The organism is Aeromonas eucrenophila (genome assembly GCF_000819865.1).
GTDB lineage: Bacteria > Pseudomonadota > Gammaproteobacteria > Enterobacterales > Aeromonadaceae > Aeromonas > Aeromonas eucrenophila.
In genome coordinates, this window is the sequence record NZ_CDDF01000014.1 from 277,250 (window position 1) to 299,617 (window position 22,368).

Consider the following 22,368-nt stretch of genomic DNA (forward strand, 5'->3'; position numbering starts at 1 on the left):
TGTATAATCCCTCGCAGTTGCCCGGGTGGCGAAATCGGTAGACGCAGCGGATTCAAAATCCGCCGTTGCAAGACGTGTCGGTTCGAGTCCGACCCCGGGCACCATCAACTAATTCAATGACTTAAGGCCACCCAAGCGGGTGGCCTTAATTTTTTCTGGTTTCTGATATAGGCCATGTGTCCACATCGTGTCCACCTAGGTTTAGGTGATCGGTGCAATGCATGTCCTTCTTCCTTGTGAAAGTTACCCTGTTATCGGACATATCTCACAAAATTTCTATCTTCCGATGAGAGTCATTTAGTTGCGGGTACCACTGATACCAGTGGTGCAACCACGGCCATAGTAATTATCTTACCCTCCCCCCCCCACCTTTCCTGGTTCTTACGGTCTCTGGTGTCGCATTGTTTTAACGCAACATGTTCAAAAGTATGGGTATAATCCCCATCTTATGACCTCATCACATGGAGCTTTGAGTGAACGTTGACGAAGTAACCCATTGGAAACCTTTCAAACCACAGCAAGGGCCTTCTGTTGACCTTTCGTTCCTGGATGGGCACTACGTGTCTTATACGTACCAGCCTGAAGGTGAGAAGGGCATCACCTATCAGTTTTACGTGACGTACTCGTTCCACTGTTTTGCCAAAGCGTACGACTGGCAAACTGAAGCTGATCAACGCAAGCTCCTCTACAAAGCTCCAAACGATGCTCGCCCTTTTTGTTCTCAGAGATATGAACTGGCTAAGAAATACATGAGCCAAGTGATTGAAAACTTGCCAGAGTCCATTGTTGTTCATGCCGGGTATGGAAGTTATGCATCAACCAAGGTTGTTGATGATGCAGGAAAAGAGGCTTGGTACTTTGTCCCGTTCAAGGTCTTCAGAGAAAAGAAGAAATTTAGGATCCATGTGACAAGCGCATACCTTTCAACAACACCTCCTGGAGGCGGGAAAGTTAAATTTTTCACTATCGCGAGGAATCTAAAGCTGGGGAAGGCACTACCGAAACCAAGAGGGGCGTAGATGTAACAAAGCCCGCTTAAGCGGGCTTCGCCAGAATTGAATCATTGGTGATTCTTATTCTGGTATTCAGAACACCTTTACCGGCTATGCCAGACCACAAAGTGGTAGTGGGATGTCTGGTTGACACCAGTCTGCTGCATCCTATGAGAGGTAACTGTTTCAATTACCTCGTCTCAATAGTGCTCTATTACTCCGTTATGCGCAACATTTTTATACTTCTAAATGGTTGTCACTCAGCGTTACTCGTTCTGTCTAAAGTGGTTGTCACTTCGATGCATAATCTGACTTCATTGTGTTAGCTCTACTGTTCAAAATTTCAGTTTCCATAATCTAGCCAGTCGCACCTAACCAACTGAAACAAAATGGATTTGACCAAGGCGGCAGCACAGAGCGAGATCCCCTGAGATCATCCAAATCCCCACGGAAAGTACAACCATCCCAATACATTCAACGAGTTACGTTTTCATCTTCGTTATCCAGTGCCCCACTGAACTGTAAAACCCTGCAATTTCTTTCGATCCTTTCAGATCCTCACCAAGCCACAGATCCTTTATCTGGCGCGGCCTGGGCCTATGGTCTTGCGGTAATCCACTTTTGCAAAAAATTTTATTGATGCGGCGCGCAGGCGGGAGCGGATGAGCGCGGATTCCGTGGCGCAGACGCGTCCGTGGGCGTCGCCGCCGGGCGCTGGGAGGCTGTGAGCGTCTGTAGGCTTCACGTATGATGCTGGACTGCCCGATGGCGCCCCTTCATGCGGCGCCCTTCCCTGGCCATGCTCAGGCGCTGTCAGGCAGATAGAAGAAGGCCCCACTCTGTGGGGCCTTCTTCGCTTGGTGGGTTACTCGAGGATGGGGGAGAGCTGGCCGGCGAGCTGCTTGGCCTGCTGGCCTTGTCCCGCCATGGCCTGGCTGTTGCCGGGGGCTGGCCCGCTGCCGTGGGTATGGCTGGCGGTGGCGCCGGCCAACTGCTCCACCACGTTCATCAGCTGCAGCAGTAGCCGGAAGATGTTCACGCTGTCCGTTCCCACCCATGAGCGGGGGGCCTCCAGGTGCTGCAACTCACCGGCAACGGCCCGGCGCAGTTGTCCCACCACCTCGACCAGATCCCCCGCGGTGGTCTGGCTCATGTTGCCGAGACTCCCCAGGGTCAGGTCATCGCCGGCCAGCAGCTCAATGGCGCCCAGCACCTCGATGAGCTTGAACCCGCCCACCTCCTCGATGCTGTGCTGTGCTACCTGCAGCTGATGCTGGCCATGTTCCCCCAGGTAGTCGTCACTCTGATGGTGCATCTGCAGGGCCTGGTCGTGCAGGCGCCGGTCGGTGTGGCGGCTCAGGTTGCCCACGGTATCGGTGCGGCTGAACACTTCGGCCCGTTGTTGCTGCAACTGCTCGCCCGGGGCGATGTCCGGTAGCGACCAGCCGCTGCCGAGCACGGTGCGGATAAAGGGCCGGTCGGCCCGACCGAAGGCAAACCCCAACTCGACGATGGTCCCCTCGATGGGAAACTGCAGCAGCCCTTGCTCCTGCCCGCCGAACAGCACCGGCAACGGGACCGCCCGATAAAGCGGGGCGGCCTTGTCCGGCTGGCCATCCTCACCCAGCAGTTGCACATCCACCGCATAGCGGGGGCGAAACGGATCATTGAGCTGGCCAGCGCTGGCCTGGTCGCTGATGGCTTCGACCCGCCCGAACTTGGGCAGGTGCATGCTGTCGGCCAACTCGGGGAACTCCCCCTCTATCTTGCGCCGCTCTGGCGACTTGGTGGCCTTGCCCGGGGTGGCCGTGGTCAGGGTCATCTCGTCGCCCTTGAGCCGCACCCGCATCACCCGCTTGCCGTTGATGATGGCCCCGGGGCGGATGGCTGGCACCGGCGACAGGGTGAGGGTGCCGCCCGCCTGGCGGCCTGACCAGGCGGGATCGAGCGTCACCTCTTTGCCTGCCCAGCGGCTGTGGGCGTGGCTGCCCACGTAGATAGCGCCATCAGGTTGCTGGTACCAGATAAAGTCCGGCACCTCAAAGGCGCGGCCGGCGTTGTTGATCAGCTGATAGCCGGTGCCAGCGCTGGTGAAGTTGGGGATAGGTCGGTCGGTGTAATCGGTGCCCTGGGGCAGCAGGAAGGTGAGCCCGCATCGATCGGTTAGCCAGGCCAGCAGGCCACGCAGGGTGGCATGCTGCTGGCTGACCGGCAGACGAGAGCCCAAGGCCCCGGCCAGCTCGCGGCACAGCAGCTTGCTGGCACCATTGGCGGCGGGTTGCACGTCGTATACGTAGCCGGTGAACCAGCGGCGCAGGTCGCCGTTGTAGCCGGTATCCAGGGTGAAGGTCTGCCCTTTGCTGGCCGTCCCCTCGATGGTAAGGGCAGCGCGGCCGCCGGCGTTGAGATCCAGCACCAGGTCGTGGTCTACCAGGTGCAGCGATTGGCCCGCGAGGGTCAGTGACGTAGAGAGCTTCATGCCAGCATGTCATCCATCGGTTTGAGTACATAGCGTTCGAAGCCGCTCAGGTCCTGCTCGCCGCTGCCATCAGTCTTTGAACCTGGCTTGGCGGCGCTGGTGTTGGCGGTGCCATGGCCCACGGTCGGGGCCTTCTTCGGCAAGCGCTGCTCGCGCTTCTCCGGTACCGAGTTGAACTCCTTCAAGGTGAACTGCACCTGCCAAGCCAGCAGCCCCTCCTGTTCGTTCGCGGTGATGCGGCCGGCAAACTTCGCCTGGCGCACCTTCACCGACTTGGCCAACAGCGACCCAACCCGGTAGATGTGGCGCTTGCCGCCGTTGCCCTTGGCGTCAGCCAGTTCAAACAGTCGGCTCAACATGCGCTCCTCCTTGAACGGGATGAGGCCGGAGATGTCGAGCTCCTTGCCCTTGGCACCCTGTTCGGCGCTGCTAGTCGAGCTGGTCTGGCCGCTCTGGTCCTTGTCCTGAAACTGCATCGAGGCGGATACCCGCATCGACTTCATGATGATGGGCTCGCCATCGAGGGTCAGCATGGCTTGGCTCATGGGGTTAACTCCTGCCAGAAGGTGAGCGGGGAAGGGGAAAGCAGCAGGGCGCCGACCGTCATGCTCATGCTGTGATCCGGGGGCGCGCTCTGCCCGAGCTGGGTGGCGAGGCTGGCCGCATCCCCCTGGCCCTGCCAGTGCCAGAGCGTGCCGGATAGGGCCGACAGCTGGGCCAGCGCCTTGGCCAGCGCATCGAGGCGAGCGGTGCGGCGTGTCGCCAACCCCTGCAGCTTGGCGATCGGGGTCTGGCTATCCCGGGCCAGGCTTTCTAGTTGTGCCAGCTCTGCCCCCAGCGCCATGCGGGCCGGGCGCAGCGGAGCCCAGATCAGCGGCTCATCGGCGCGCCAGCGCGGTACCTTGGCCGCGGTGGGTTGGTTCATGGCGTCATTGTTGGCACTCAGGCGGCGCAGGGCCCCGCACCACTCAGGCAGTGGCAGCAAAGTGCAGAGGGCTGCCAACTGCTGGGCCAGATCATCGGCGCTGTTGCCGGTCACCAGCCAGGCGATGGCATGCAGCTGGCCAGAGGGCAGTAAGGGGTCGGCGCCGTCCTGCAGCTTGGCGACCAGGGTGGCCACCGCATTGGGGGCGGACAGATGGTGCTGCTTGCCCTGCAGTTGACCCACCCCATGCTGATAGGGGGTGACCGTGAGACAGCGGCCGGTCACCAGCAGCCGGTCGAGCTCGGTCCGCAGGCTGGCCAATCCGGCGGCGGCCTCGCTTAACGGGTGGCGGCGGTACTGGGCGCGAGTCGCCAGCCTCTGCAGGCGACCCATGGCGCTGCTTTGACTGGCCGGGAGCTGGCCCAGCACGCCCTGGGCGCGGGTGTGCAGGGTGGCGGTGCTGGCTGGCCAGTGCAGGGCCCCTTGTGACCAGCTCACTGCGGCGCCTCCGGCCAGCTGACCTCGGCGGGCCAGCCCTCGGATTGTGGCAGACGGTAGATCGCGACCCGGTACTGCTGCCAGGCGGTGAGCTGTTCGCGCTCGGTGTCACTGATGATGCCCAGCTTGTCGGCATCTTCCAGCGGGGCCATGGCCAGGGTGGCTTGTTGCTGTTTCGCTGCCAGGCGTTCCCGCTGCGTCGCCTCACTGGGAGGCTGTGCAGCTATCTCGGTGATGGGGCCAAACTCGCCGTACATGGCCCGCACATAGAGTTCGCGACCATATTCCGCAGAGTCCCCTTTGTTGGCGGTAAAGGGCACAAAGTCAGCTAAGTGGGAGAACTGTACCTCCATGTTCAAGGAGTCGGTTTGCCCAGTTGTCGCCATCACATTCCTAACGGCCAGTGCGGTGATATCCATGTTTATTCCTTATGCAATGCGGATCCAGAGGGTTTTGGCAGCCTTCCACTCACCCTCGCCAAGGGCGCCATAAAGTGAGCGACCAAGGCACTTCCAAGTCCCGCCCAGTCCGGGGTTTGTTTCATCATCAGGGTCGTCATCCACGGAGCATGGGCGTAAACGACTCCCCGCGACGGTGCCACCGATGGTGGTGTTGCTTGTTCCATCACAGCGAGCAAATACATAGGTTCCTACCTGCCCAAAACCACTGGCTACGATGTCAGCATTACCCGCAGCAGCAGAGTGAGTGTGCGCCGTCGGCGGCATGGTGGCGGGCTTGCCGGTGACCTCGCCCCAGGCAGGCCAGCGGGTGGCTTGAGCCGGTGCACCTGTGATCTGGGCCCACGGGTGGTTGTGGGCAGACGGGGGCATGCTGGCCGGTTTGCCAGTGACCTCTGCCCAACTGGGCCAGCGAGTGGCATAGGCCGGGATCCCGCTTATCTGCCCCCAGGAGTGAGAGTGGGACGCTGCCGCCGCGCCGATTTCGGCAGGTGTGGGCTTGTCGTACGTGTGATAGATGCGGGCATTGGTGGAAGGGGAGGTCGTATCACTGGTATTCGCTTTGAACCCGTACCACAGCTGCTGGATTGCACTGGTTGGGCTGAATAAGGTGTGCCGATACTTGCTCCCGCCATTATGTCCCCAGCTGATCCAGCTTAAAAATTCGGAGCTGCCAGAGCCCTTGGGCGCTTGCGCCGAGCCCGTCATGAAGGCATCGGTTTGCGTGTTCCAGTCCAGGTTACGCGGGGTGAGATAGTTGTGGGCATGCTCTTGGGCGGCCAGATCCGGTTTGCTGGTCACCTCTGCCCAGCTCGGCCAGCGGCTGGCAGAGGCTGGCACCCCATCGAGCTCCGACCAGGGATGGCGATGGCTGCCAGCCTTGATCTCGACCGCGATGTTGACGCCCTGGGCGTCCTCCAGGATGCCTTTGCCGGCGACGTCGCCGGAGAGCTCGATGGTGCGCTTGCGGCGCAAGTCGGTGACGCTGCCATTGGCGTTGATGATGGCTACCTTGGCCACATGGTGCTGATGGCCGTTGGCGTCCAGGTAGTCGGTGAGCTCCGGCACGCTGAGGGTCAGGGTGAAGTAGTTCACCCAGGCATCGAGCAGGGAGCCCGCCCGGTGGATATCGAGCCACAGCCCCACCGGTTTGGCGCTCGGGGTGACCTTCTTCACCTCATCGAGCTGGGCGCGCAGGCCACCCACATAGGCCACCCCGGGCTGCACCTTGTAGATCCCCGCCTCATTGACCAGGTTAAAGGCGTTGCCGTAGAAGGTGGCCGGGCCGAAGAACTGCAGCGCCTGCAGGCGCAGGTCGTCGTCCATCCCGCGCAGGCGCGCGGCATAGTCAATCTGCCAGGTGCCGGCGTCCACATGAGTGGCGGTGGCATCGGGTGCCCGGTCGTACTCCATCAGCATGGATTTAACCAGGCTGTTGCCGGTCTGACCGGTGGTGTCATTGGTCTTGAGCTTGGTCTCCAACCCCTTGTGCACAATCATCCCCACCACGCCGGTGGCCTTGTTGATGAGGTACATGGCGTTAAAGCTGAAATCCCCGACCGTGGTGTCCATCACGATGGTGTAGGCCACCGCGTCGTTGTTGATGCGGCCACGCTGATCCACCGGGCGGCGATGCACAATCTGGTTAGCCGGCGGCAAGCCGAGATCCGGGCTGATCGGTTTGTTCGGGTCCAGGTTCGGGATGTTGGCCAGCACGAACTCATCGAGCACCACCGGCGTCTGGTTGGTCAGGCACTCCTGCCAGTAGCGGGAGAAAGCGTTGGTAATGATCTGGCTCATGCTGTCCTCTTGAGTGATGCGCCGAACACCTGCTGGCTCATCTCGATACGGCCGGTGCGCAGGGTGCCGGTGACCGGGTAAACCACCTGGAAGCGATAGCGGCGGCAGGTGCGGCCATAGTGTTGAATAAGGGTTTCCATCAGTTGCTGGTTGCCGGCGATCGCGCCATCGGTCACCTCGATGGTGATGACGTCCCAGGGCGCCCCGGCCTGGCGTTCGTGGATGTCACACCAGCCAATGTCGAGGCGCTCAAAGATGCGTTTGAAGCCGGCCACCTCGCCGGCGTCCCGGGCGTTGATGAAGGCGAACTTGACCCGCTTGCGAAAAAGCGCCAGCGGTTCGCCGTTGAATCGCGCGATGTCCCGCTCCCAGGCGAGCAGGGAGAGCAGGGACTCCGAGCAGGTCAGCGGGTCTTGCTGGGCCAGCGGCAGCAGCAGCCACCCTTTGAGGCGTTGCCAGAAAGCGTTGATACCCTTGGCCAGAAACCCCGGCTCGGCGTGGGCCGTGCTGATGGTGTAACCGTCCTCCCACCAGGGGGCGCTGGCATCGGGCAGGGTGGGGGCCTGCAGGTCGTGTTTAGTCATGCAGGGTCACTGCCAGCTTGCTCAGGCGCGGGATGGCCAACCCCGACAGGATGTCACTCTCGCTAAAGTGCAGGCTCTGCAGCTGCGGGAACTGGCTGTGCAGCTCACGGCCCAACTGCGAGAGCGAGAAGCGCGAGCGCGGCCAGGTGCGGGTGACGCTCGGGAAGTCTGCCGATTGGCGAAACGCCGCCTTGACCAGGTTCTCGGCGCCAGTTTTGAGCGCGGCTTTCTGCTCGTCGGTAAGGTTGGCTTGAGGCCACAGCTCCAGGGTGAGGTTGTGCTGGGTCTCGGGGATGCTCATCACGAACAGGTCATCCCCATGGCCATGGTTGCCCTGGCGGCCCACGTAGTCGTTAAGCTGGGCGATAAGGCTGGCCGGCGTCGCGCCCACTTCCAGCAGGATGTAAGCGTTGGCGGTACCCGGACCCCGGGGTGCCTCGTGCTCGAAGAAGATGTGATCGGCACGAATGCCCGCCACGCTGGCCAACATGGAGCGGTAAATTGCGTCGATGTGGTAGCGACCCACTGCCGAGAACTGGTTCTGGATGCGCAGGCCCAGGGCGTCGTTGTGCTCGGCATCGGCGCCCTGGGTGGTGATCCACTCCTTGTCATCGTTGCGGGCCGACAGGATGCCGGTCACCGGTTCGCTGAGCAGGTTGTAGTAACCCGGGGCCAGATTCCAGGCCGCGCCGGCGTGCTCGGCCTCGCACACCACCCGGGCGACCGCTTCGCCGGCAGGGCTTACCACCGCCTGCAGGGGTTTCAGCCGGTAGATGGTGCCGTTGATGCGCTCGGTGGTGACCCAGATATCGGCCGGGATGGTGACGGCCTCGCTCGGGTTGGCCTTGACGAAGTTGACCAGGCCCCGGGTCCTCTGGGCGCTCTTGCGGGTCAAGTCCACATCCCAGGCCTTGAGATCGAGATAGGCATCGGTGGCGGTGGCCGCAAAGGTGTTGGGCAGCACATGGCCGGCCAAGAGGGTGCGGGTCAGCCACAGCGCCGGGGTGATCACCACGCTGCGTACCAGGCGCCAGAACGGGCTCACGTCCGAGTCATTGGTGATGAGCGAGCCGGCGGCCACCACCTCCTTCTTGAGCTCGGCCTCCATGGCCGCCTCGGTGGTCGGGACACCGCTCTCGGCCAGCAGGGCCATAAAATCCACGGTCGGGCGCAGGTTCACAGGGTTACCTCCAGTTCGCCGAATTCATAGGTGCGAGCGGTGACCAGCACTCGGTCGGGTGCCTCTTCACTGATGAGGATGGTGCCGGGCACCAGCCGCTCGTCGTCTTCCACCAGGAGTTCAATCTCGGTCATTACGTCGCTGCGCAGGGTGGGGCTGCGCTCGCCGATGAGCTTGCGGGCCAGCCCCGACTCCATGATGCGGTGCTTGATGTCCTGGCCGATGCTGTGCCGGTCCTGGGTGGTGCGGGGCTGGCCGCCGGCATCGAGCTGCCAGGCGCCGTTGACGACCAGGAGATCGATGTACTTGGGCTCACTCATTACTTGGTCTCCAGCCAGGCGTTCTCGGCCAGCTCCTCCGGGGTCATTGGGTTCTTGTTGGTGATATGTACCTCGCCGATGTGCAGGGACTTGGCAGGCTTCTGGTTGGCAGTGGTCGCGGCCGCGTTAGCCTGGATCAACTGCTGACCCAGGCCGCCGGCTGGCACCTTGCTCTGGTCTTGCTGGCGGTAGCGGGCGAGGGGGCCATTCAGGCGCTCGAGCGGTGGTTGGGCCTGCAGCTGGGCACTCAAGGGCTGACTCAAGTCCGGCATCACCAGCTTGCTGGTGTCGATGTTAATGCCCGGGATCATCCCCATCAGATCGAGGGCGTAGCGGATTGCCTTGATGATCCACTGCCAGGGGGTGAGCAGGGCCTCGAACACACTACCGAGGATGCTGCCCATGCGCCGGCCGGCATCGGTCACGCTATCGATCCCGAGGCTGGCCTGCTCGGTGGCACCGAAAAAGGAGCCGAGCCAATCCCAGGCCTGACCGAGCAAGGTGACGATGATCCCCAGGGTGTCGGCAATCGGTACCAGCGCCTGCGAGGCGAGGGGGCCAAAGGTCTCGGCCAGTCCATGAAAGAAGGCGGCCAGCAGCTCAAAGCTGGTCAGGACCGAGAATGCGGCATAGAGCTCGTCCCAGTAGACGATGGCCAGCGCCACGGCGGCGACCAGGGCGAGGATCCCGCCCACGATGAGCAGCACCGGGTTGGCATACATGGCGAGGTTGACCAGCAACATAGAGGTGCGCATCAGCGCCATGGCGCCCCGCAGCAACTTGAGTGGGGCAAGCAGCCCCATCATGACGATACCCCAGCCCAGGGTCACCAGCTTGGCCAGGCCAGCCAGCAGCAACCAGGTGCCGGTGACCATGCCAAGGCCCACAATGGCCAGCGTGGCGTAACTGATCACTTTGGTCAGGTTCGGGAATAGGTGGGTCCAGCGCAGCACGGTATCGGCCCCATCGGCAAAGCTGCCCACCACCTTGTTGATGGCCGGGAGCACCATGCCAAAGGCGGCTGCCCGGATGGCGAACCAGGCCTGGGTCACCCGCTCCCACTGATCGGTCATGGCGGCGGCCATCTGCTCGGCCTTGCCCATGCCATGGGTATTAGCCAGGGCGTTGATATTGGTGGCCAGCCCCTTGGTATTGGTCATCAGCAGTTTGACCATGGCCACCGCCTCGTCCGAGCCGAAAGCCTTCTTGAGCTCGTCCCCTTCGGCCACGCTCATGGTTTCCCCGTAGCGCACCTTGAGCTTGTCCAGGATGGTGAGCACCGGCAGCATGTTGCCCGCCGCATCGGTGAACTGCAGGCCGAGCGCCTTCTGGGCACTGCCGATCCCGGCTAAGAACGACTTGAACTTGGTACCGGCCTCGCCGCCGCTCATGGTGGCTTGCAGTTGGCCGAGCACGGCGAACTGCTCATCCATCGACACGCCGGCCGAGGTGGCGCTGGCGCCGATGGCGCCAAAGGCATCGGCCATGCCCTGGCCGGTGGTCTTGAACAGCTGCACCGCGAGTGCGGTCTTGCCGGCCACATCCTCTACCCAGTTGGCCTTGCCCATCTGCTTGGCCTGCTGCTCGAAGATGCCGTACATGGTGCCCATGTAGTTGGTGATGGTGGCGGTGTCGGCCTTGGTGGCCTTGGCCAGGGTGGTGGAGGCGCGGGTAAAGGCGGGCAGCTCGTTGCCCTCCAGTCCGGCGATCGCGGACTGGATGTCATAGGACGAGCGCACAATCTCGGTGGCCGATGCGCCGTATTGCACCGACAGCTTGAGCGCCTCTTGGCCCAGCGCCCCGAGTACATCTTTCTGCACATCGAGGGAGGCCACCTCCGCCAGCGCCCTGTCCATCTCGATGGCGGGGCCGAGCGCGGCCTGGATCGCCAACCCGCCGGCGGCCAGGGTAGTGGCCCCCATGGCCATGTTGCCCCAGCCTTGCCGACCGGCTTTGCTGACCTGATCGATCTGGGTGTTGATGCCCTGCAGGGGCTTGGTGACCTGATCCACCAAGGCCACCTGCATCATCAGTTTTTCCATCCAGGCCATAGGGGTCTCTTATCCGTTGAAGGCGTTGGCTATCCCCTGCGCGACGGCATGGGCGAGTGTTTCTCGGTAGTGCTTATCAAACCAGAGGGCGCGGGCCAGGCTATCGAGGTCATCTTCTTCATGGGGCAGGTAGTGGCGCCGCAGCGCCAGCACCTGCTCCAGCTGATTGCGCTCGATGGCCTCGGCGCGCCCGGTCAGTTTTTTACGGTGATATCCAGCGCCGGGGCGAACTCGTCGTTGACCTTGGCGGTCAGCTGCAGGGCGGCGCCCGGCAGTTTGAGCAGCTCGGCCAGGGCCTCCTTGTGCTCGGCACTGACAATCTTGCGCAGGTAGTTGTGCGCCGGCGCCACCTTGTCGTTGAGGTTCAGATCGTTGATGTAGCCGTTGTAGGCCACCAGGGTGGGGGCAAAGGCGATGTCGGTACCGGCGATGGTCAGGGTGATGGTTTGCTTGTTCATGGGGTCATTTCCTCTTGGTGTATCCAGTGATTCAGGGTGTTGAGTTGGGTCTGGCAGCGGCGCAGCGCCGTCTGCAGGGTGGGGATAAACCGCACGGCGTCGCCGTAGGTGCTCCCCGTGAAATCAGGCTCCGGGCAGTGGGGCACCAGCCCCGGCGGCGGCAGCCGCTTGACCACCTTGGTTTGCACCACGGTCGTGGGCTGGCTGGAGCAGGCGCAGAGCGCCGCCAGGTAGAGGCTCGCGAGCGCAATCCGGGCGGCCCGCAGGCGGCGTGGCCAGGGCGTCTTGCAGTTCATCGGCGGTTTTCCTGTTCTGGTTGTCGAGCTCGGTCAGGGCGGTGTTCTGGTGGGCGAGCAGTTGGCGCAGGGCGTCGTCTTCTCGCCGCAGCGTCTTGAGCGCACTGTCCATCTGGTCGTTGGCTTCTCGCAGGGTGGCAATGGTCTCGTTGGCGGTGGCCAGCTCCCGGGTGCGCTGGGTGAGTCGCTCCCCCTGGGCAAACAGCAAGGTGCCAATCACCAGCCCGATGATGGTCGGCAGCAGCCGGATGAGGGTGCTCATGCCAGCACCCCGCCGAACTCGGTGAACTTGGCCAGCAGGTCGGCCAGCTTGTGTTCGTGCTGGCCGTAGCCAGCGCCGGGCAGGCTGGCCCAGATGTTGGCGCACTTAGGCACGGCCTGTGCGATGCGGCCATCGACCACATCGGCCAGTGCCTGGCGCTCGCGGATAAGCTGGATCGCCCAGGAGTCTTGCGACTCAGGGCCGAAATCCGGCAGACCAAGCTGGTCACGGTAGTGAGGCCAGTGCTTTGACAGGTGCTGATAACGTCCCGCAGCCGTGCTCACCAGGTCCTTTCTCACCTGCACCTTGACGTTCGGGTGGGTGCGGTAGTCGGTGAAGAAGCCCGCCGGATTGACCAGCTTGTTGTAACCGTCATCCCCCAGACCGATGGTGCCCTCAGAAAAGGACAGCATGTCCAGGAAGGCGGCCACGTTCGGGTGGCAGTGACTACGCGCCATGGGTGTCCTCCTTCTTGCCAAACATCACCTTTGCCCTGTCTCGCAGGATGTCGATCCCGATGAGACCCACCACGCCGCCCAGGAACGGGGTGGCCTCCTGGGGGATCCCAAGTAACTGGGTACCGGTGGCAGCGGCCAGGGTGATGAGGCCGCACAGCAGGGATTCGATCAGCCGGCGGCGGCCCCGCCCTCCGGCATAGGTGATGCGCAAAAACGCGATGGCCAGCGCCAGCAGGGCCCCATAGATGGCGGGCCAGTTGTCCATCAGCCAGGCCAGCAAGGCGGTGGCAAGGGTCGGGTCTTTATGAGGCATGTGGTTCATATCCGTTGCTCGGGTTAACGGCCCAACCGTTCGAGGCGGGTCTGGCAGGGGACGCACAGGCGCACTCCCGGCACATGGTGGCGGCGTGCCTCTGGGATGGCGTCGTCGCACTCTTCGCATTGGTGCAGGCTCATCCCCTGGTAACGGCCTTTGCCTACCTGGTTGGCCAGCTGGGCCGCCAGGATGCTGGCGGCGTGGTGGTTGGCGCGGTCGATATCGTCCAAGTGTTCCCCTTAACCCAGCAGGTGGCGGGTGTCGTCCTTGGAGAGGTACGGCACGCCATTGAGGTGAACAAAGTCAGGGGAGGTCACAAAGCCTTTCACCTTGTGCACGCTCTTGCTGCCGCCCTTGGGATCGATGTCGAGCAGGTCGGAGACCAAGAGCTTCACGCCGAAGGCCTCCACCTTCATCTGATCGCTGCCGGTGTCGGCGTAGAACAGCACATCGTCCGGCTCCATCCCGCGCCAGCTGCCGGCCCGTTTGGCGGCATCGGCCAGCAGCTTTAAGTTCTTGGTATCGAGCTCAAACTCACACTCGGCGGCGACGTCGCCATCCACGTAGCCGTCCGGGATACCCCGGGTCTGAGCCACGGCGCTGTTGTCGGTGATGGTGAGGCTGGCCTTTTCGACGTGGACCATGGCGCCCATCAGGGTGGTGTCAAAACTGGCACCGGAAATACGGCGGGTCATGGGTTAGCCCTCCCCGTTGTTGAGGCTCAAATCGAGCATGATGTTGACGGTGATCCCCTTGGGGCAGTCCACGGTGCGCACCACCACGTAGACCGAGACCAGGTTCTTGGAGACCCACTGAATGCGGATGTCGCCATCCTGGGGGGAGGCGATGTCACCCGGGAACGGCTGGCCACCGATGGTGGTGGCCTTGGCCATGGCACGCAGGTCTTTGCCGAAATAGGTGATGGCGGCCGCGGTGCTGCCCGGGGTCGAGTTGAACGAGCGATCCCCGATGCGGGCGATGGCGCGGATGCGCACCCGGCGCGCGACCTTGTAGGCTACCCGCAGGTTTTCGATCACCTGGTAGTCGCCACCCTCGGCATCGAGCTGGCGGCCATCGGCCCAGTAGATCCCGTCATAGTCCGGGTACCACATCGGCACCGAGTAGCGGTTCTTCTCCAGGGTCTGCAGGGTGGCCAGCGGCAGCGGGATCCCGTCCTTGTCCACCGGCGTGTTGCCAAGCCCCACCAGGGCACCGGTCTTCACTCGACAGGGGCTGTCGGCGATGCTCACCGCTCGGTTGCACAAGCGGCCGGCATAGGCGCCGATGAGGTTGGGCCAGAGCATCGGCACCAGGCCCACCGAGTCGGCTTTGATGCCATCCTGCAGGGCGGTCAGGGCGCCTTCGTATTCGCTCCAGTCTTGGGCGTCGTCGTCGGTCGATACGATGCCCGGCACCGCCAGCAGTAGAAACTGCCAGCGTCCCCACTTGGCGATCATCTCCTGATTGAAGGCGTGGGCGGCGTTGATCTTGGCCTGGTCCCACTTCTGCCCCAGCACCACGACCCCTTCGAAGGATTGGGTCAGCTGCGCGGCGCGGGCGGCCTCCAGCCAATCCTGATCGGTGGGCAGCACGTAGGCGGCTGTGGTCCAGTTCTGGCCGGCGTTGTCACGGGCGGCCAGCAGGTTGGCCTTGAGCTCGCTGTCGCCGGCGCCGAGCAACTGATCGAAGTCGGATTGGGTGTTGAGGGAGAGCAGCTTGCCGGTGTTGCTGGCGGCGCTGCCGATGAACAGCAGGTGGCGCTCGACCTCGGTCACCGGCCCCTGCATCTGGTTCAAGTTGTTGATCTGTACTTCTGGCCACATGGCTTATTTCCTCTTGAGGTCTTGCTTGCTGACGTCCCAGCCGTAGTCGATGCTCTGCAGGGCACGAGCAAAGGCCTGTTCCCGCTGCCGGGTACTGGCGCCCAGGAACGGGCGCGCTGGTAGCTGGATCTCCCAGCTCTCCTTCACCGGCTCATCCTTGAGCTTCTTGATGAGCAGGCCGGCCTGGGCATAGTTGAGGTTGCCGGTGATCCAGCCGAGCGAGGCCGAGCGGTATGACCGCTTGCGCTTGCCCGGGCGCTTGAATCCCAACTCGCGTAGCTTGCGGGCCTGCGCCTTGCTGGCCGGTTTGTGCTTGCCGCCATCGCTCGGGGCGATTCGACGCCGGCTGGCCGCTGTCACCTGGTAGGTGTGCCCCTTCTGGTGGGTGTTGGCGATGATCCCGGCGTGGGCGCTCATGGTGCCTTTGGTAAACCCCAGCTCGGCCACGTCCTGGCGAGGGGTGCGGATCTCCAGCAGCTTGGGCAGGCCGCGCAGCATCTTGCGTTTACCGCGCTTGCGGGGGGCCCAGGCATTGCCTTCAGGGTCTTGCTGCTGACGCACGTTGCGGGCGGCCAGCTTCTTCAACTCCGTGGCTGCCCGCCACACCAGCCGCTTGCGCTTCTTGGGTGGCAGGGCCAGCAGGTTGAGCTGCTCTTTACTGCGGCGGGTGTCGAGCGTGATGGTGATCATGCTCAGGCCCCGACCCGGTGCTGGGCGGTACCCGCCACGTTCACGTCAATCTGTTCGGCCACCCAGATGTCATAAGGGGCCACGTTCCAGCGTTGGCCACCCCACTGGATAAGGCCCTGTTCGTGTGGGATGAGGCGCAGCGGCTCGGCAAAGGGGAGCTGGATCTCGAGATCCGCGGTCTGCTCGTCATTCGGGGTAACCGCGTACTCGGGATCGGGCAACTCGTACTGCTCGCGGTAGTCGTCGTGCTCTTGCACCCAGGCGGCGACGGTGGCCAACAGAATGGCCGGGTCGAGCTCGCGAAACGGCAACTGCTCGATGGTGAACACCGCCTGGTAGGTGAGCCAGGCCACGTTCACCCCGGTGGGGCCCATGTTCTTGGGTTCGAGCTTGATGGTGCCGTTCTCCATCCAGCTATCCAGGCGCTTGTGACACTTGGCCGGCAGCACCCGCAGCAGCTCGGCATGGAGCCCTTGCAGGAAGTAGCCCTGGGCCTGCTGTTCGTTCATATCAGCGAGACTCCCGTGCGGTGTTTGCCCTTGATGCTGCGCACCAGTTGCTGACTCTCGGCCAGCAGCAGCGCGCGCTGGTCTGGCGATCGCTCCACCTGATTGTTGGCAGTGGCCCGCTCGGTGACGCTGGCGAACTCCGGCAGCAGGGCGGCCTTGGCGCGGGCAAAGACGGCGGCCAGATACTGCTCGGTCAGGGCGTTGGTGCCGCCCTCCAGGCTGGGCCCGGGTACCTCGGCGGCCGTGGTGTACCCCTTAGCCTGCAGCGCCACCTGATGGCGGCCGAGCTGCAGGTTGATTTCAGAGACGGCGGCCAGCAGGGCGGCGCCGGTGGTCTGGGCATCCAGATCGGCGGGCAAGGCGCGGCGGCGCTCGAAGTCAGCGACGGCCACATCAGGCCAGAACCCGTCATTGCGGATGGTGGCGGTGCTGTAGTCGATGTCCTTGCCTGCAAACATGGCTTGCCTCGCTGGTTGGTTGAAATGGGGCACCCCTGAAGCCACGCAATTGCCGCAAGGCTCGCCAAAGGCTGCCCATGGCATTCGCGCCGGGGTGCGGTGGCGCGGAGAGTCTTATTGCTCCGGGTTAAGCGCCCGCAGGCGCATGGCAATCTTTTGGCGCAAGGTGCCGACGCCCACCTTGCCGTGCAGCTTGTCGGCCTGGGCCAGCCAGTGATCGGCTTGCTCCAGGGTGGCGCTGTCGCCCACGGCGCTGGGGCGGGGCTGGCCGTCGTGGTCACGCAGTAGCAGGCAACCGGCGGCCTTGAACCACTTGGCAGTCAGCTTCTCGTTGAGACGCCAGTCATTGCGTACCTTGTCGAACACCCGGGAGAACCAGGGCTCGACGGCATGGCCCTCGGCCGCTTGTTTCTCGGCCCACTCCAGCACGGTGTCGGCCACGAAGTGGGCCCAGTCACGCTTGATGTTGTTCGGGGTGCGCTGACCCTGGGCGATGGCGAGCTCCGCCCAGGCAATGCCGGCGTCGAAATCCCCGACGTCAAAGGCCCAGATGATGAGGCGTTGAAAAAGCTCGTTCTGATAGGGCTGGCCGGACTCTGCGACGGTGGTCAGATAGCGTTCCACATAGGGGCGGTACTTGGGCATCAGCTCATCGCGTTTCATGTTCACCCGGTCACCGATGCGCGCCAGCGTGCGCAGCCGGCTGATGTCCTGCTCCAGGGCAATCAACTGCAGGTGCAGGCTGTCGGCCACCGCACCGGTGGCCATGCCGGAGCAGGCGGCCTGTTCGGCCCCCTGCATGGCTTGCACGCGTTGCTTGTGACGCTGACCGGGTGAGCTCATGGCTTAGGCCTCGGGCGCTGCCGGCGCGGAGCCGATCTCAATGTCAGCCTCTTCAAAGCCGCCATAGGCCAGGTGCTCGCCCAGGGCGTAGCCTTCCATGCGCCAGTACTGGTTATCGAAACACTTGTTGTCCTGGTTATCGTCCGCCTTGCGTTTGCGGGTGGCGCGCTGGGTGTAGAGGTGCAGGTTGTCCAGGGTGGTGACCACCATCCGCTTGCCCGGGAAGAAGGGCGGGATATAGGCGCGGCGTCCGGCGATGGACTCGGCCAGCTTTTGGGCGGCGATCTGCTCGCTCGGCTTGGTGGCTTCGCTGTAGAGCTTGGCCTGGGCGGCGGCAATCAGGTCGGTACCGACCAGCACCACCAGGCGCGGGTCCTGGCGGAACAGCGGATCGATGGTGGTGTTGATAAGATCCGAGGCCATCTCGTCCAGGGTCTTGTAATCGCCCTTGCCGTCCGGGTCGAAGTAGATCTTCTCGCCGGCCTTGGCCTTGATGATCTGGCTGCCGTCGTTCCACTCACGGGCGATCTGATGCCAGCCTTTGTTGACGTCCTCCCCCAGCGGGTATTTATCGGGGTCGGTATCATCGGCGGCTTTCACGCCGTTCCAGCCAACCCGCAGCATGTCCAGGGCAAACGCCTGGTTGATGAACTCGCCCACCAGGCGGATGAACTCGCCCTCGTTGCCGGCGTTGGCCCAGACGCACAGGGTCGCCCAGTCGAGTGAGGCGCACGAATCGGTTTCGGTCAGCTCGTAGGTGTTGCCATCCACGCCGACCTTGCCCTGGAAGCGCTTGCCTTTCTTGCGGCCGGTGAACAGCTTGCCAATGCCGACTTGCACCACCTGGCCCTTGATCTGATCCACGTCCATACAGGTGATGAGGCCAAGGAACTCAACGGAGGCGAGCAGGGCCGCGCGCAGGCCGGTTTCCACCGGACCGGTGACGCTGAACTGCTTGGCCAGCGCGTTGACGGGGATGCCGTAGGACTTGGCCAGGGCATTGCTGTATTGATCCAGGCGCTGCATGGCCTGGACGGTGAGGGTCTGACTCATGGAGCGTCCTTAAAATACGGTGGGGGTATCGTCACCACCGAGTGCGCCCGGGCGCTGGCCCGGCACTTCGACGGAGAACTGGTCGATCTTGGCGGTCAGTGCGCTGAGCTGGGTTTGCAGCTGGCTGAACTGTTCGGTGGTGATGCCGGGCTTGTCTTCTTTGGCCGGGTCGATGACCGGGGCCGGGGTCGGTTCGGTCTCCGGCTTGGCTTCCAGCTTGGCGCTGAAGCTCTCGATCTTTTCGCCAAGGCCGGTCAGGGTCCCCTGCAGCAGATCGAATTGCTCTTTGTTCATGTCCTCATCCTCGGGTTGGCTGGGCTTGGGTTGGGGGGCAGGTTCGCCATGGCTGGCCATGAAGCTGAACAGCTTGGTCATGAGGCCATCGGCCTTTTCGTGCTTGGGTAGTTTGAACATCGAGAGATCCAGCGGTTCGCTGGTGCCGATGGTTTGGCCCTTGTTGCTCTTGCTGAACTTGAGGTAGGTGGTACCGGTGCTGGCGGGCTGGTCGGTGACCCCCAAGCCAATCAGGTAGGTTCGGCCCAGATCGGCGAATTGCTCGAATGGCTCGATGGAGCAGAACTGATACTGGCCGCTCTGGTTCCAGTAGATGAGATCCCGGTTAGGGCAAAGGATGGCGAACAGCTTGAGCTTGCCGTCTACCTCTTCGGTCTTGAGCGCCTGCACGGTGCCATAGCTGGACCAGCGATCGTGCTCTGGCCAGATGACGGCGGTGTAATAGGTCGGGTCATAGGTCTCGGCCATGTCGGTGAGCCAGTCGCGGGTAATATCCCGCCCGTCCACCGCTTTGCCTTCGGTGGCGATAGAGACCCAGCCAGTTCTCAAGGTTGATTCGTTCATGCCTGCTCCCAATAGATGCGGGCTCAGGCTATCGGGTCGGCAAGGGGGTTTCATCCGGTTGTGTTCCAGGCAATTCGGATCCAGCAGGAAATCCGAATTGCTCAGAACATCAGTGGGATAAGTCGGGGGAGGGGGCTGGCTATGATGGCGCCATCATTCACCTGATGGAGGCGCTGTGGCGTATCCCGAAGAGATCCGCAATGCCGCGCGGGGACTCTACCTTAAACGATGGACACCCCAGGAGATCAAGGACGAACTGGGGCTCAACTCCTGTCGCATCATCTACTACTGGGCCGAGAAGCTCGGCTGGCGTGACCTGCTGACCGATGAGGCGGTGGAGGATGCCATCGCCCGCCGTGTGCAATCCTTGCTGGGGCGGGAGAAGAAGACCGGCGCCGAGCTGGAGGAGCTCGATCGGCTGATTGGCCACCATGTCAGTCTGAAAGAGAAGGCGCTCAAGTGGGCCGAGCGGGAGCAGACCCTCAAGGCCCAGCGGGAAGAGGGCAGCGAGCCTTCACCCGAGCGTGGCAGGCGGGGCCGAGGTGGCCAGGACGGAGGCAGCCGCAAGGGCGGCAAGAAGGGGAAGAACGAAGTCGGTCACCTGACCGAGGCCGATTTCGCCGAGTGGTTGGGTACCCTGTTTGGCTACCAGCTGCGCTGCCGCGAGGCCAAGAACGACCCGGCCTTGCCGCGAACCCGCAACATCTTGAAGTCGCGCCAGATCGGCATGACCTACTACTTCGCCGGCGAGGCGCTGGAAGATGCGGTGCTGACCGGTGGCAATCAGATATTCCTGTCGGCCACCCGGGCCCAGGCGGAGGTGTTCCGATCCTACATCTGCAAGATCGCCCAGACATTCCTTGGGCTAACCCTGACCGGTAATCCCATCGTCTTGTCGAACGGGGCCGAGCTGCACTTCTGCTCGACCAACTCCAACAGCGCCCAGTCCCGCTCTGGCAACGTCTATATCGACGAGTATTTCTGGATCCCCAACTTCGAGAAGCTCTCTGACGTGGCCAGCGCCATGGCGACCCAAACCCGCTGGCGCAAGACCTACTTCTCGACACCTTCAAGCAAGGTGCACGAGGCGTACCGGTTCTGGACCGGGGATCGCTGGAAGGGGCAGCGCCCGAGCCGGGTGGCGATCGATTTCCCTGGTGAAGATGAGATGCGTGATGGCGGCCGGGTCTGTCCCGATCGGCAGTGGCGCTATGTCATCACCATCGAGGATGCCATTCGTCTTGGCTGCAACCTCATCGACATCGAGGAGCTCAAAGACGAATACCCGGAGGAGGTGTTCGATCGCCTCTACCTGTGCCGCTTTATCGACGATGCGTTGTCGGTGTTCAAGTTCCAAGACATGGAGCGGGCAGGGGTGGACCCGACCCGGTGGGAGGACTACAAGCCAGGGCGGCCCGATCCGTTCGGGCGGCGGGAGGTGTGGATGGGTTACGACCCGAGCCGCACTCGTGATAACGCCACCCTGGTGGTGGTCGCCCCGCCTACCGTTGCCGGTGAGCGGTTCCGGGTGCTGGAAAAGCACTACTGGCGCGGGCTCAACTTCCAGTACCAGGCGCAGGAGATCGAGCGCATCGCCAAGAAGTTCCGGGTCACTTATCTGGGGGTCGACGTCTCTGGCATCGGCTCCGGGGTCTATGACCTGCTCAAGCCCGTGTTCAAAGGGGTGTGCCACCCCATCAACTACAGCATCGAGAGCAAGTCGCGGCTGGTACTCAAGATGATCGACGTGGTGGAGGCCAACCGCATCGAGTGGGACAGCTCGGATCGGGATATCCCGCTGGCGTTCCTGGCCATCAAGCGCAGCACCACCGGTGGCGGCCAGATGACGTTTAGGGCCGCCCGCGACAACGTGACCGGACACGCCGATGTGTTCTTTGCCATCGCCCACGCCGTGGCCAACGAGCCGCTCGATACCAACCGCAAACGCAAATCCACCTGGGCAACCAGCCAGGAGAAGAAGGCAGCATGACCAAACAACGAAAACAGCCATCGGCCCAGGTGGCCACCTCATCCAGCCGCGGCGCCGTGGCGTTCAGTATGCCGGAGGCCGTAGATTCCACCGCCTGGATGACCGACTACACCGGGGTCTTCTACAACCCCTACGGCGAGTATTACCAGCCCCCCATCGAGCGCAAGGGGCTGGCCAAGGTGGCGCGGGCCAACGCCCACCACGGGGCCATCCTGATGGCGCGTCGCAACATGGTCGCCGGCCGCTTTACCAATCAGCGCGCCACCATCACGGCGTTCGTGCACAACTACCTGCAGTTCGGGGATGCGGGACTGCTTAAAATTCGCAATGGCTTTGGCCAGGTGGTGGGGCTGCACCCGCTCTCGAGCGTCTACCTGCGCCGGCGCGAAGATGGCTGCTTTGTTTACCTGCAGCAGGGCAAGCCGAGTCTGATATATCGGACTGAGGATGTCATCTGGCTGGCCCAGTACGACCCCGAGCAGCAGGTCTATGGCATGCCTGATTATCTGGGCGGCCTGCAGTCGGCCCTGCTCAATCAGGACGCCACCCTGTTTCGGCGCAAATACTTCCTCAACGGCGCCCACATGGGGTTCATCTTCTACGCCACCGACCCGAACATGGACGATGACACCGAAGCCGAGATGAAGGAGATGATCGCCAACAGCAAGGGGGTGGGTAACTTCCGCTCGATGTTCGTGAACATCCCCGACGGCAAGCCCGATGGCATCAAGTTGATCCCGGTGGGGGATATCGCGACCAAGGACGAGTTCGCGGCCATCAAGGGGATCACCGCCCAGGATGTATTGACTTCTCACCGCTTCCCAGCGGCGCTGGCCGGCATCATTCCGACCAATGGTGGGGGCGGGTTGGGCGATCCTGAGAAGTACGACGCCACCTATGCTAGGAATGAGGTGCTGCCGCTGTGCGAGCTCGTCCAGGATGCCATCAATAGTACCGACCTGCCCCGGACCTTGTGGGTCGATTTTCGGGAAACGATAGGTTCAACTGTATAAAAAAACAGTCACATTGGTGTAAGATGCAATCTATTGATTGTATTTTATATTTAT

At 62.7% G+C, this 22,368-nt stretch carries 27 protein-coding genes and 1 tRNA gene; 4 read left to right on the forward strand and 24 right to left on the reverse strand.

Annotated features, from left to right (window positions below):
* Window positions 1-19 precede the first annotated feature (19 nt).
* Both BN1124_RS14760 and BN1124_RS14765 read left to right on the forward strand, forming a co-directional pair.
* Window positions 20-104: transfer RNA gene (locus BN1124_RS14760), tRNA-Leu, on the forward strand.
* A 369-nt stretch (window positions 105-473) separates the two neighbouring features.
* Complete coding sequence (locus BN1124_RS14765; protein ID WP_042643156.1) at window positions 474-1,019, forward strand: stationary phase growth adaptation protein; 546 nt, start codon at window positions 474-476, stop codon at window positions 1,017-1,019.
* An 838-nt stretch (window positions 1,020-1,857) separates the two neighbouring features.
* On the opposite strand, the gene BN1124_RS14770 is transcribed toward BN1124_RS14765, so the two are convergent.
* The 24 genes from BN1124_RS14770 to BN1124_RS14880 form a co-directional block, all read right to left on the reverse strand.
* Complete coding sequence (locus tag BN1124_RS14770; protein WP_042643157.1) at window positions 1,858-3,471, reverse strand: phage protein; 1,614 nt, start codon at window positions 3,469-3,471, stop codon at window positions 1,858-1,860.
* A complete protein-coding gene (locus BN1124_RS14775; protein ID WP_042643158.1) occupies window positions 3,468-4,016 on the reverse strand; it encodes a baseplate complex protein in 549 nt (182 codons plus the stop codon). The genes BN1124_RS14770 and BN1124_RS14775 overlap by 4 nt, the downstream gene beginning before the upstream one ends.
* On the reverse strand, window positions 4,013-4,894 hold the full coding sequence (locus tag BN1124_RS14780; RefSeq protein WP_042643159.1) for a hypothetical protein: 882 nt from the start codon (window positions 4,892-4,894) through the stop codon (window positions 4,013-4,015). Before BN1124_RS14780 ends, BN1124_RS14775 begins: the two co-directional genes overlap by 4 nt.
* Window positions 4,891-5,313 (reverse strand): tail fiber assembly protein, encoded by a 423-nt coding sequence (locus tag BN1124_RS14785; protein ID WP_042643160.1) that lies wholly within the window; start codon window positions 5,311-5,313, stop codon window positions 4,891-4,893. The genes BN1124_RS14780 and BN1124_RS14785 overlap by 4 nt, the downstream gene beginning before the upstream one ends.
* A 9-nt stretch (window positions 5,314-5,322) precedes the next feature.
* The gene (locus BN1124_RS14790; protein ID WP_042643161.1) at window positions 5,323-7,152 is read right to left on the reverse strand and encodes a phage tail-collar fiber domain-containing protein; all 1,830 of its coding nucleotides are present in this window, start codon (window positions 7,150-7,152) and stop codon (window positions 5,323-5,325) included.
* Window positions 7,149-7,736 (reverse strand): phage tail protein, encoded by a 588-nt coding sequence (locus BN1124_RS14795; protein ID WP_042643162.1) that lies wholly within the window; start codon window positions 7,734-7,736, stop codon window positions 7,149-7,151. The genes BN1124_RS14790 and BN1124_RS14795 overlap by 4 nt, the downstream gene beginning before the upstream one ends.
* Window positions 7,729-8,916 (reverse strand): baseplate J/gp47 family protein, encoded by a 1,188-nt coding sequence (locus BN1124_RS14800; protein ID WP_042643164.1) that lies wholly within the window; start codon window positions 8,914-8,916, stop codon window positions 7,729-7,731. Before BN1124_RS14800 ends, BN1124_RS14795 begins: the two co-directional genes overlap by 8 nt.
* Window positions 8,913-9,236 (reverse strand): DUF2590 family protein, encoded by a 324-nt coding sequence (locus BN1124_RS14805; protein ID WP_042643166.1) that lies wholly within the window; start codon window positions 9,234-9,236, stop codon window positions 8,913-8,915. The genes BN1124_RS14800 and BN1124_RS14805 overlap by 4 nt, the downstream gene beginning before the upstream one ends.
* Window positions 9,236-11,287 carry a phage tail tape measure protein gene (locus BN1124_RS14810; protein ID WP_042643168.1) on the reverse strand — a complete coding sequence of 684 codons (2,052 nt, stop codon included), beginning with the start codon at window positions 11,285-11,287 and terminating at the stop codon, window positions 9,236-9,238. The genes BN1124_RS14805 and BN1124_RS14810 overlap by 1 nt, the downstream gene beginning before the upstream one ends.
* Window positions 11,288-11,296: 9 nt before the next feature.
* Entirely contained in the window at window positions 11,297-11,440 is a 144-nt protein-coding gene (locus BN1124_RS21840; RefSeq protein WP_242377649.1) for a DUF6890 family protein, read from the reverse strand.
* A gap of 41 nt (window positions 11,441-11,481) precedes the next feature.
* A complete protein-coding gene (locus BN1124_RS14815; RefSeq protein ID WP_042643170.1) occupies window positions 11,482-11,745 on the reverse strand; it encodes a putative phage tail assembly chaperone in 264 nt (87 codons plus the stop codon).
* A complete protein-coding gene (gene lysC / locus BN1124_RS21845) occupies window positions 11,742-11,936 on the reverse strand; it encodes an Rz1-like lysis system protein LysC (protein WP_456236306.1) in 195 nt (64 codons plus the stop codon). Before lysC ends, BN1124_RS14815 begins: the two co-directional genes overlap by 4 nt.
* Window positions 11,869-12,303 carry a DUF2570 domain-containing protein gene (locus BN1124_RS14825; protein ID WP_042643173.1) on the reverse strand — a complete coding sequence of 145 codons (435 nt, stop codon included), beginning with the start codon at window positions 12,301-12,303 and terminating at the stop codon, window positions 11,869-11,871. Before BN1124_RS14825 ends, lysC begins: the two co-directional genes overlap by 68 nt.
* Window positions 12,300-12,761 carry a glycoside hydrolase family 24 protein gene (locus BN1124_RS14830; protein WP_042643174.1) on the reverse strand — a complete coding sequence of 154 codons (462 nt, stop codon included), beginning with the start codon at window positions 12,759-12,761 and terminating at the stop codon, window positions 12,300-12,302. The genes BN1124_RS14825 and BN1124_RS14830 overlap by 4 nt, the downstream gene beginning before the upstream one ends.
* Window positions 12,751-13,074: a phage holin, lambda family gene (locus tag BN1124_RS14835; protein WP_042643372.1), complete on the reverse strand. Its 324-nt coding sequence runs from the start codon at window positions 13,072-13,074 to the stop codon at window positions 12,751-12,753. The genes BN1124_RS14830 and BN1124_RS14835 overlap by 11 nt, the downstream gene beginning before the upstream one ends.
* 23 nt (window positions 13,075-13,097) lie before the next feature.
* Window positions 13,098-13,307 carry a TraR/DksA family transcriptional regulator gene (locus BN1124_RS14840; RefSeq protein WP_042643175.1) on the reverse strand — a complete coding sequence of 70 codons (210 nt, stop codon included), beginning with the start codon at window positions 13,305-13,307 and terminating at the stop codon, window positions 13,098-13,100.
* Window positions 13,308-13,316: 9 nt separating this feature from the next.
* Window positions 13,317-13,772, reverse strand: coding sequence for a phage protein (locus tag BN1124_RS14845; RefSeq protein ID WP_042643176.1), 456 nt, complete (start codon window positions 13,770-13,772; stop codon window positions 13,317-13,319).
* Window positions 13,773-13,775: 3 nt separating this feature from the next.
* Window positions 13,776-14,900, reverse strand: a complete 1,125-nt coding sequence (locus BN1124_RS14850) for a DUF2586 domain-containing protein (protein WP_042643178.1) — start codon at window positions 14,898-14,900, stop codon at window positions 13,776-13,778.
* A 3-nt stretch (window positions 14,901-14,903) separates the two neighbouring features.
* A complete protein-coding gene (locus tag BN1124_RS14855) occupies window positions 14,904-15,590 on the reverse strand; it encodes a phage virion morphogenesis protein (protein WP_042643180.1) in 687 nt (228 codons plus the stop codon).
* 2 nt (window positions 15,591-15,592) lie between these two features.
* The gene (locus tag BN1124_RS14860) at window positions 15,593-16,099 is read right to left on the reverse strand and encodes a phage tail protein (protein WP_042643182.1); all 507 of its coding nucleotides are present in this window, start codon (window positions 16,097-16,099) and stop codon (window positions 15,593-15,595) included.
* Entirely contained in the window at window positions 16,096-16,557 is a 462-nt protein-coding gene (locus tag BN1124_RS14865; RefSeq protein WP_042643183.1) for a head completion/stabilization protein, read from the reverse strand. The genes BN1124_RS14860 and BN1124_RS14865 overlap by 4 nt, the downstream gene beginning before the upstream one ends.
* Window positions 16,558-16,671: 114 nt before the next feature.
* Window positions 16,672-17,400, reverse strand: a complete 729-nt coding sequence (locus BN1124_RS14870) for a phage terminase small subunit (protein ID WP_042643184.1) — start codon at window positions 17,398-17,400, stop codon at window positions 16,672-16,674.
* 3 nt (window positions 17,401-17,403) lie between these two features.
* Window positions 17,404-18,453, reverse strand: coding sequence for a phage major capsid protein, P2 family (locus BN1124_RS14875; protein WP_042643185.1), 1,050 nt, complete (start codon window positions 18,451-18,453; stop codon window positions 17,404-17,406).
* Window positions 18,454-18,462: 9 nt separating this feature from the next.
* A complete protein-coding gene (locus BN1124_RS14880; RefSeq protein WP_042643186.1) occupies window positions 18,463-19,311 on the reverse strand; it encodes a GPO family capsid scaffolding protein in 849 nt (282 codons plus the stop codon).
* A gap of 175 nt (window positions 19,312-19,486) precedes the next feature.
* Here BN1124_RS14880 and BN1124_RS14885 point away from each other — a divergent pair, with 175 nt between their 5' ends.
* Window positions 19,487-21,301, forward strand: coding sequence for a terminase large subunit domain-containing protein (locus BN1124_RS14885; RefSeq protein WP_042643188.1), 1,815 nt, complete (start codon window positions 19,487-19,489; stop codon window positions 21,299-21,301).
* Window positions 21,298-22,314, forward strand: a complete 1,017-nt coding sequence (locus tag BN1124_RS14890; protein WP_042643190.1) for a phage portal protein — start codon at window positions 21,298-21,300, stop codon at window positions 22,312-22,314. The genes BN1124_RS14885 and BN1124_RS14890 overlap by 4 nt, the downstream gene beginning before the upstream one ends.
* The last annotated feature ends 54 nt before the right edge of the window (window positions 22,315-22,368 follow it).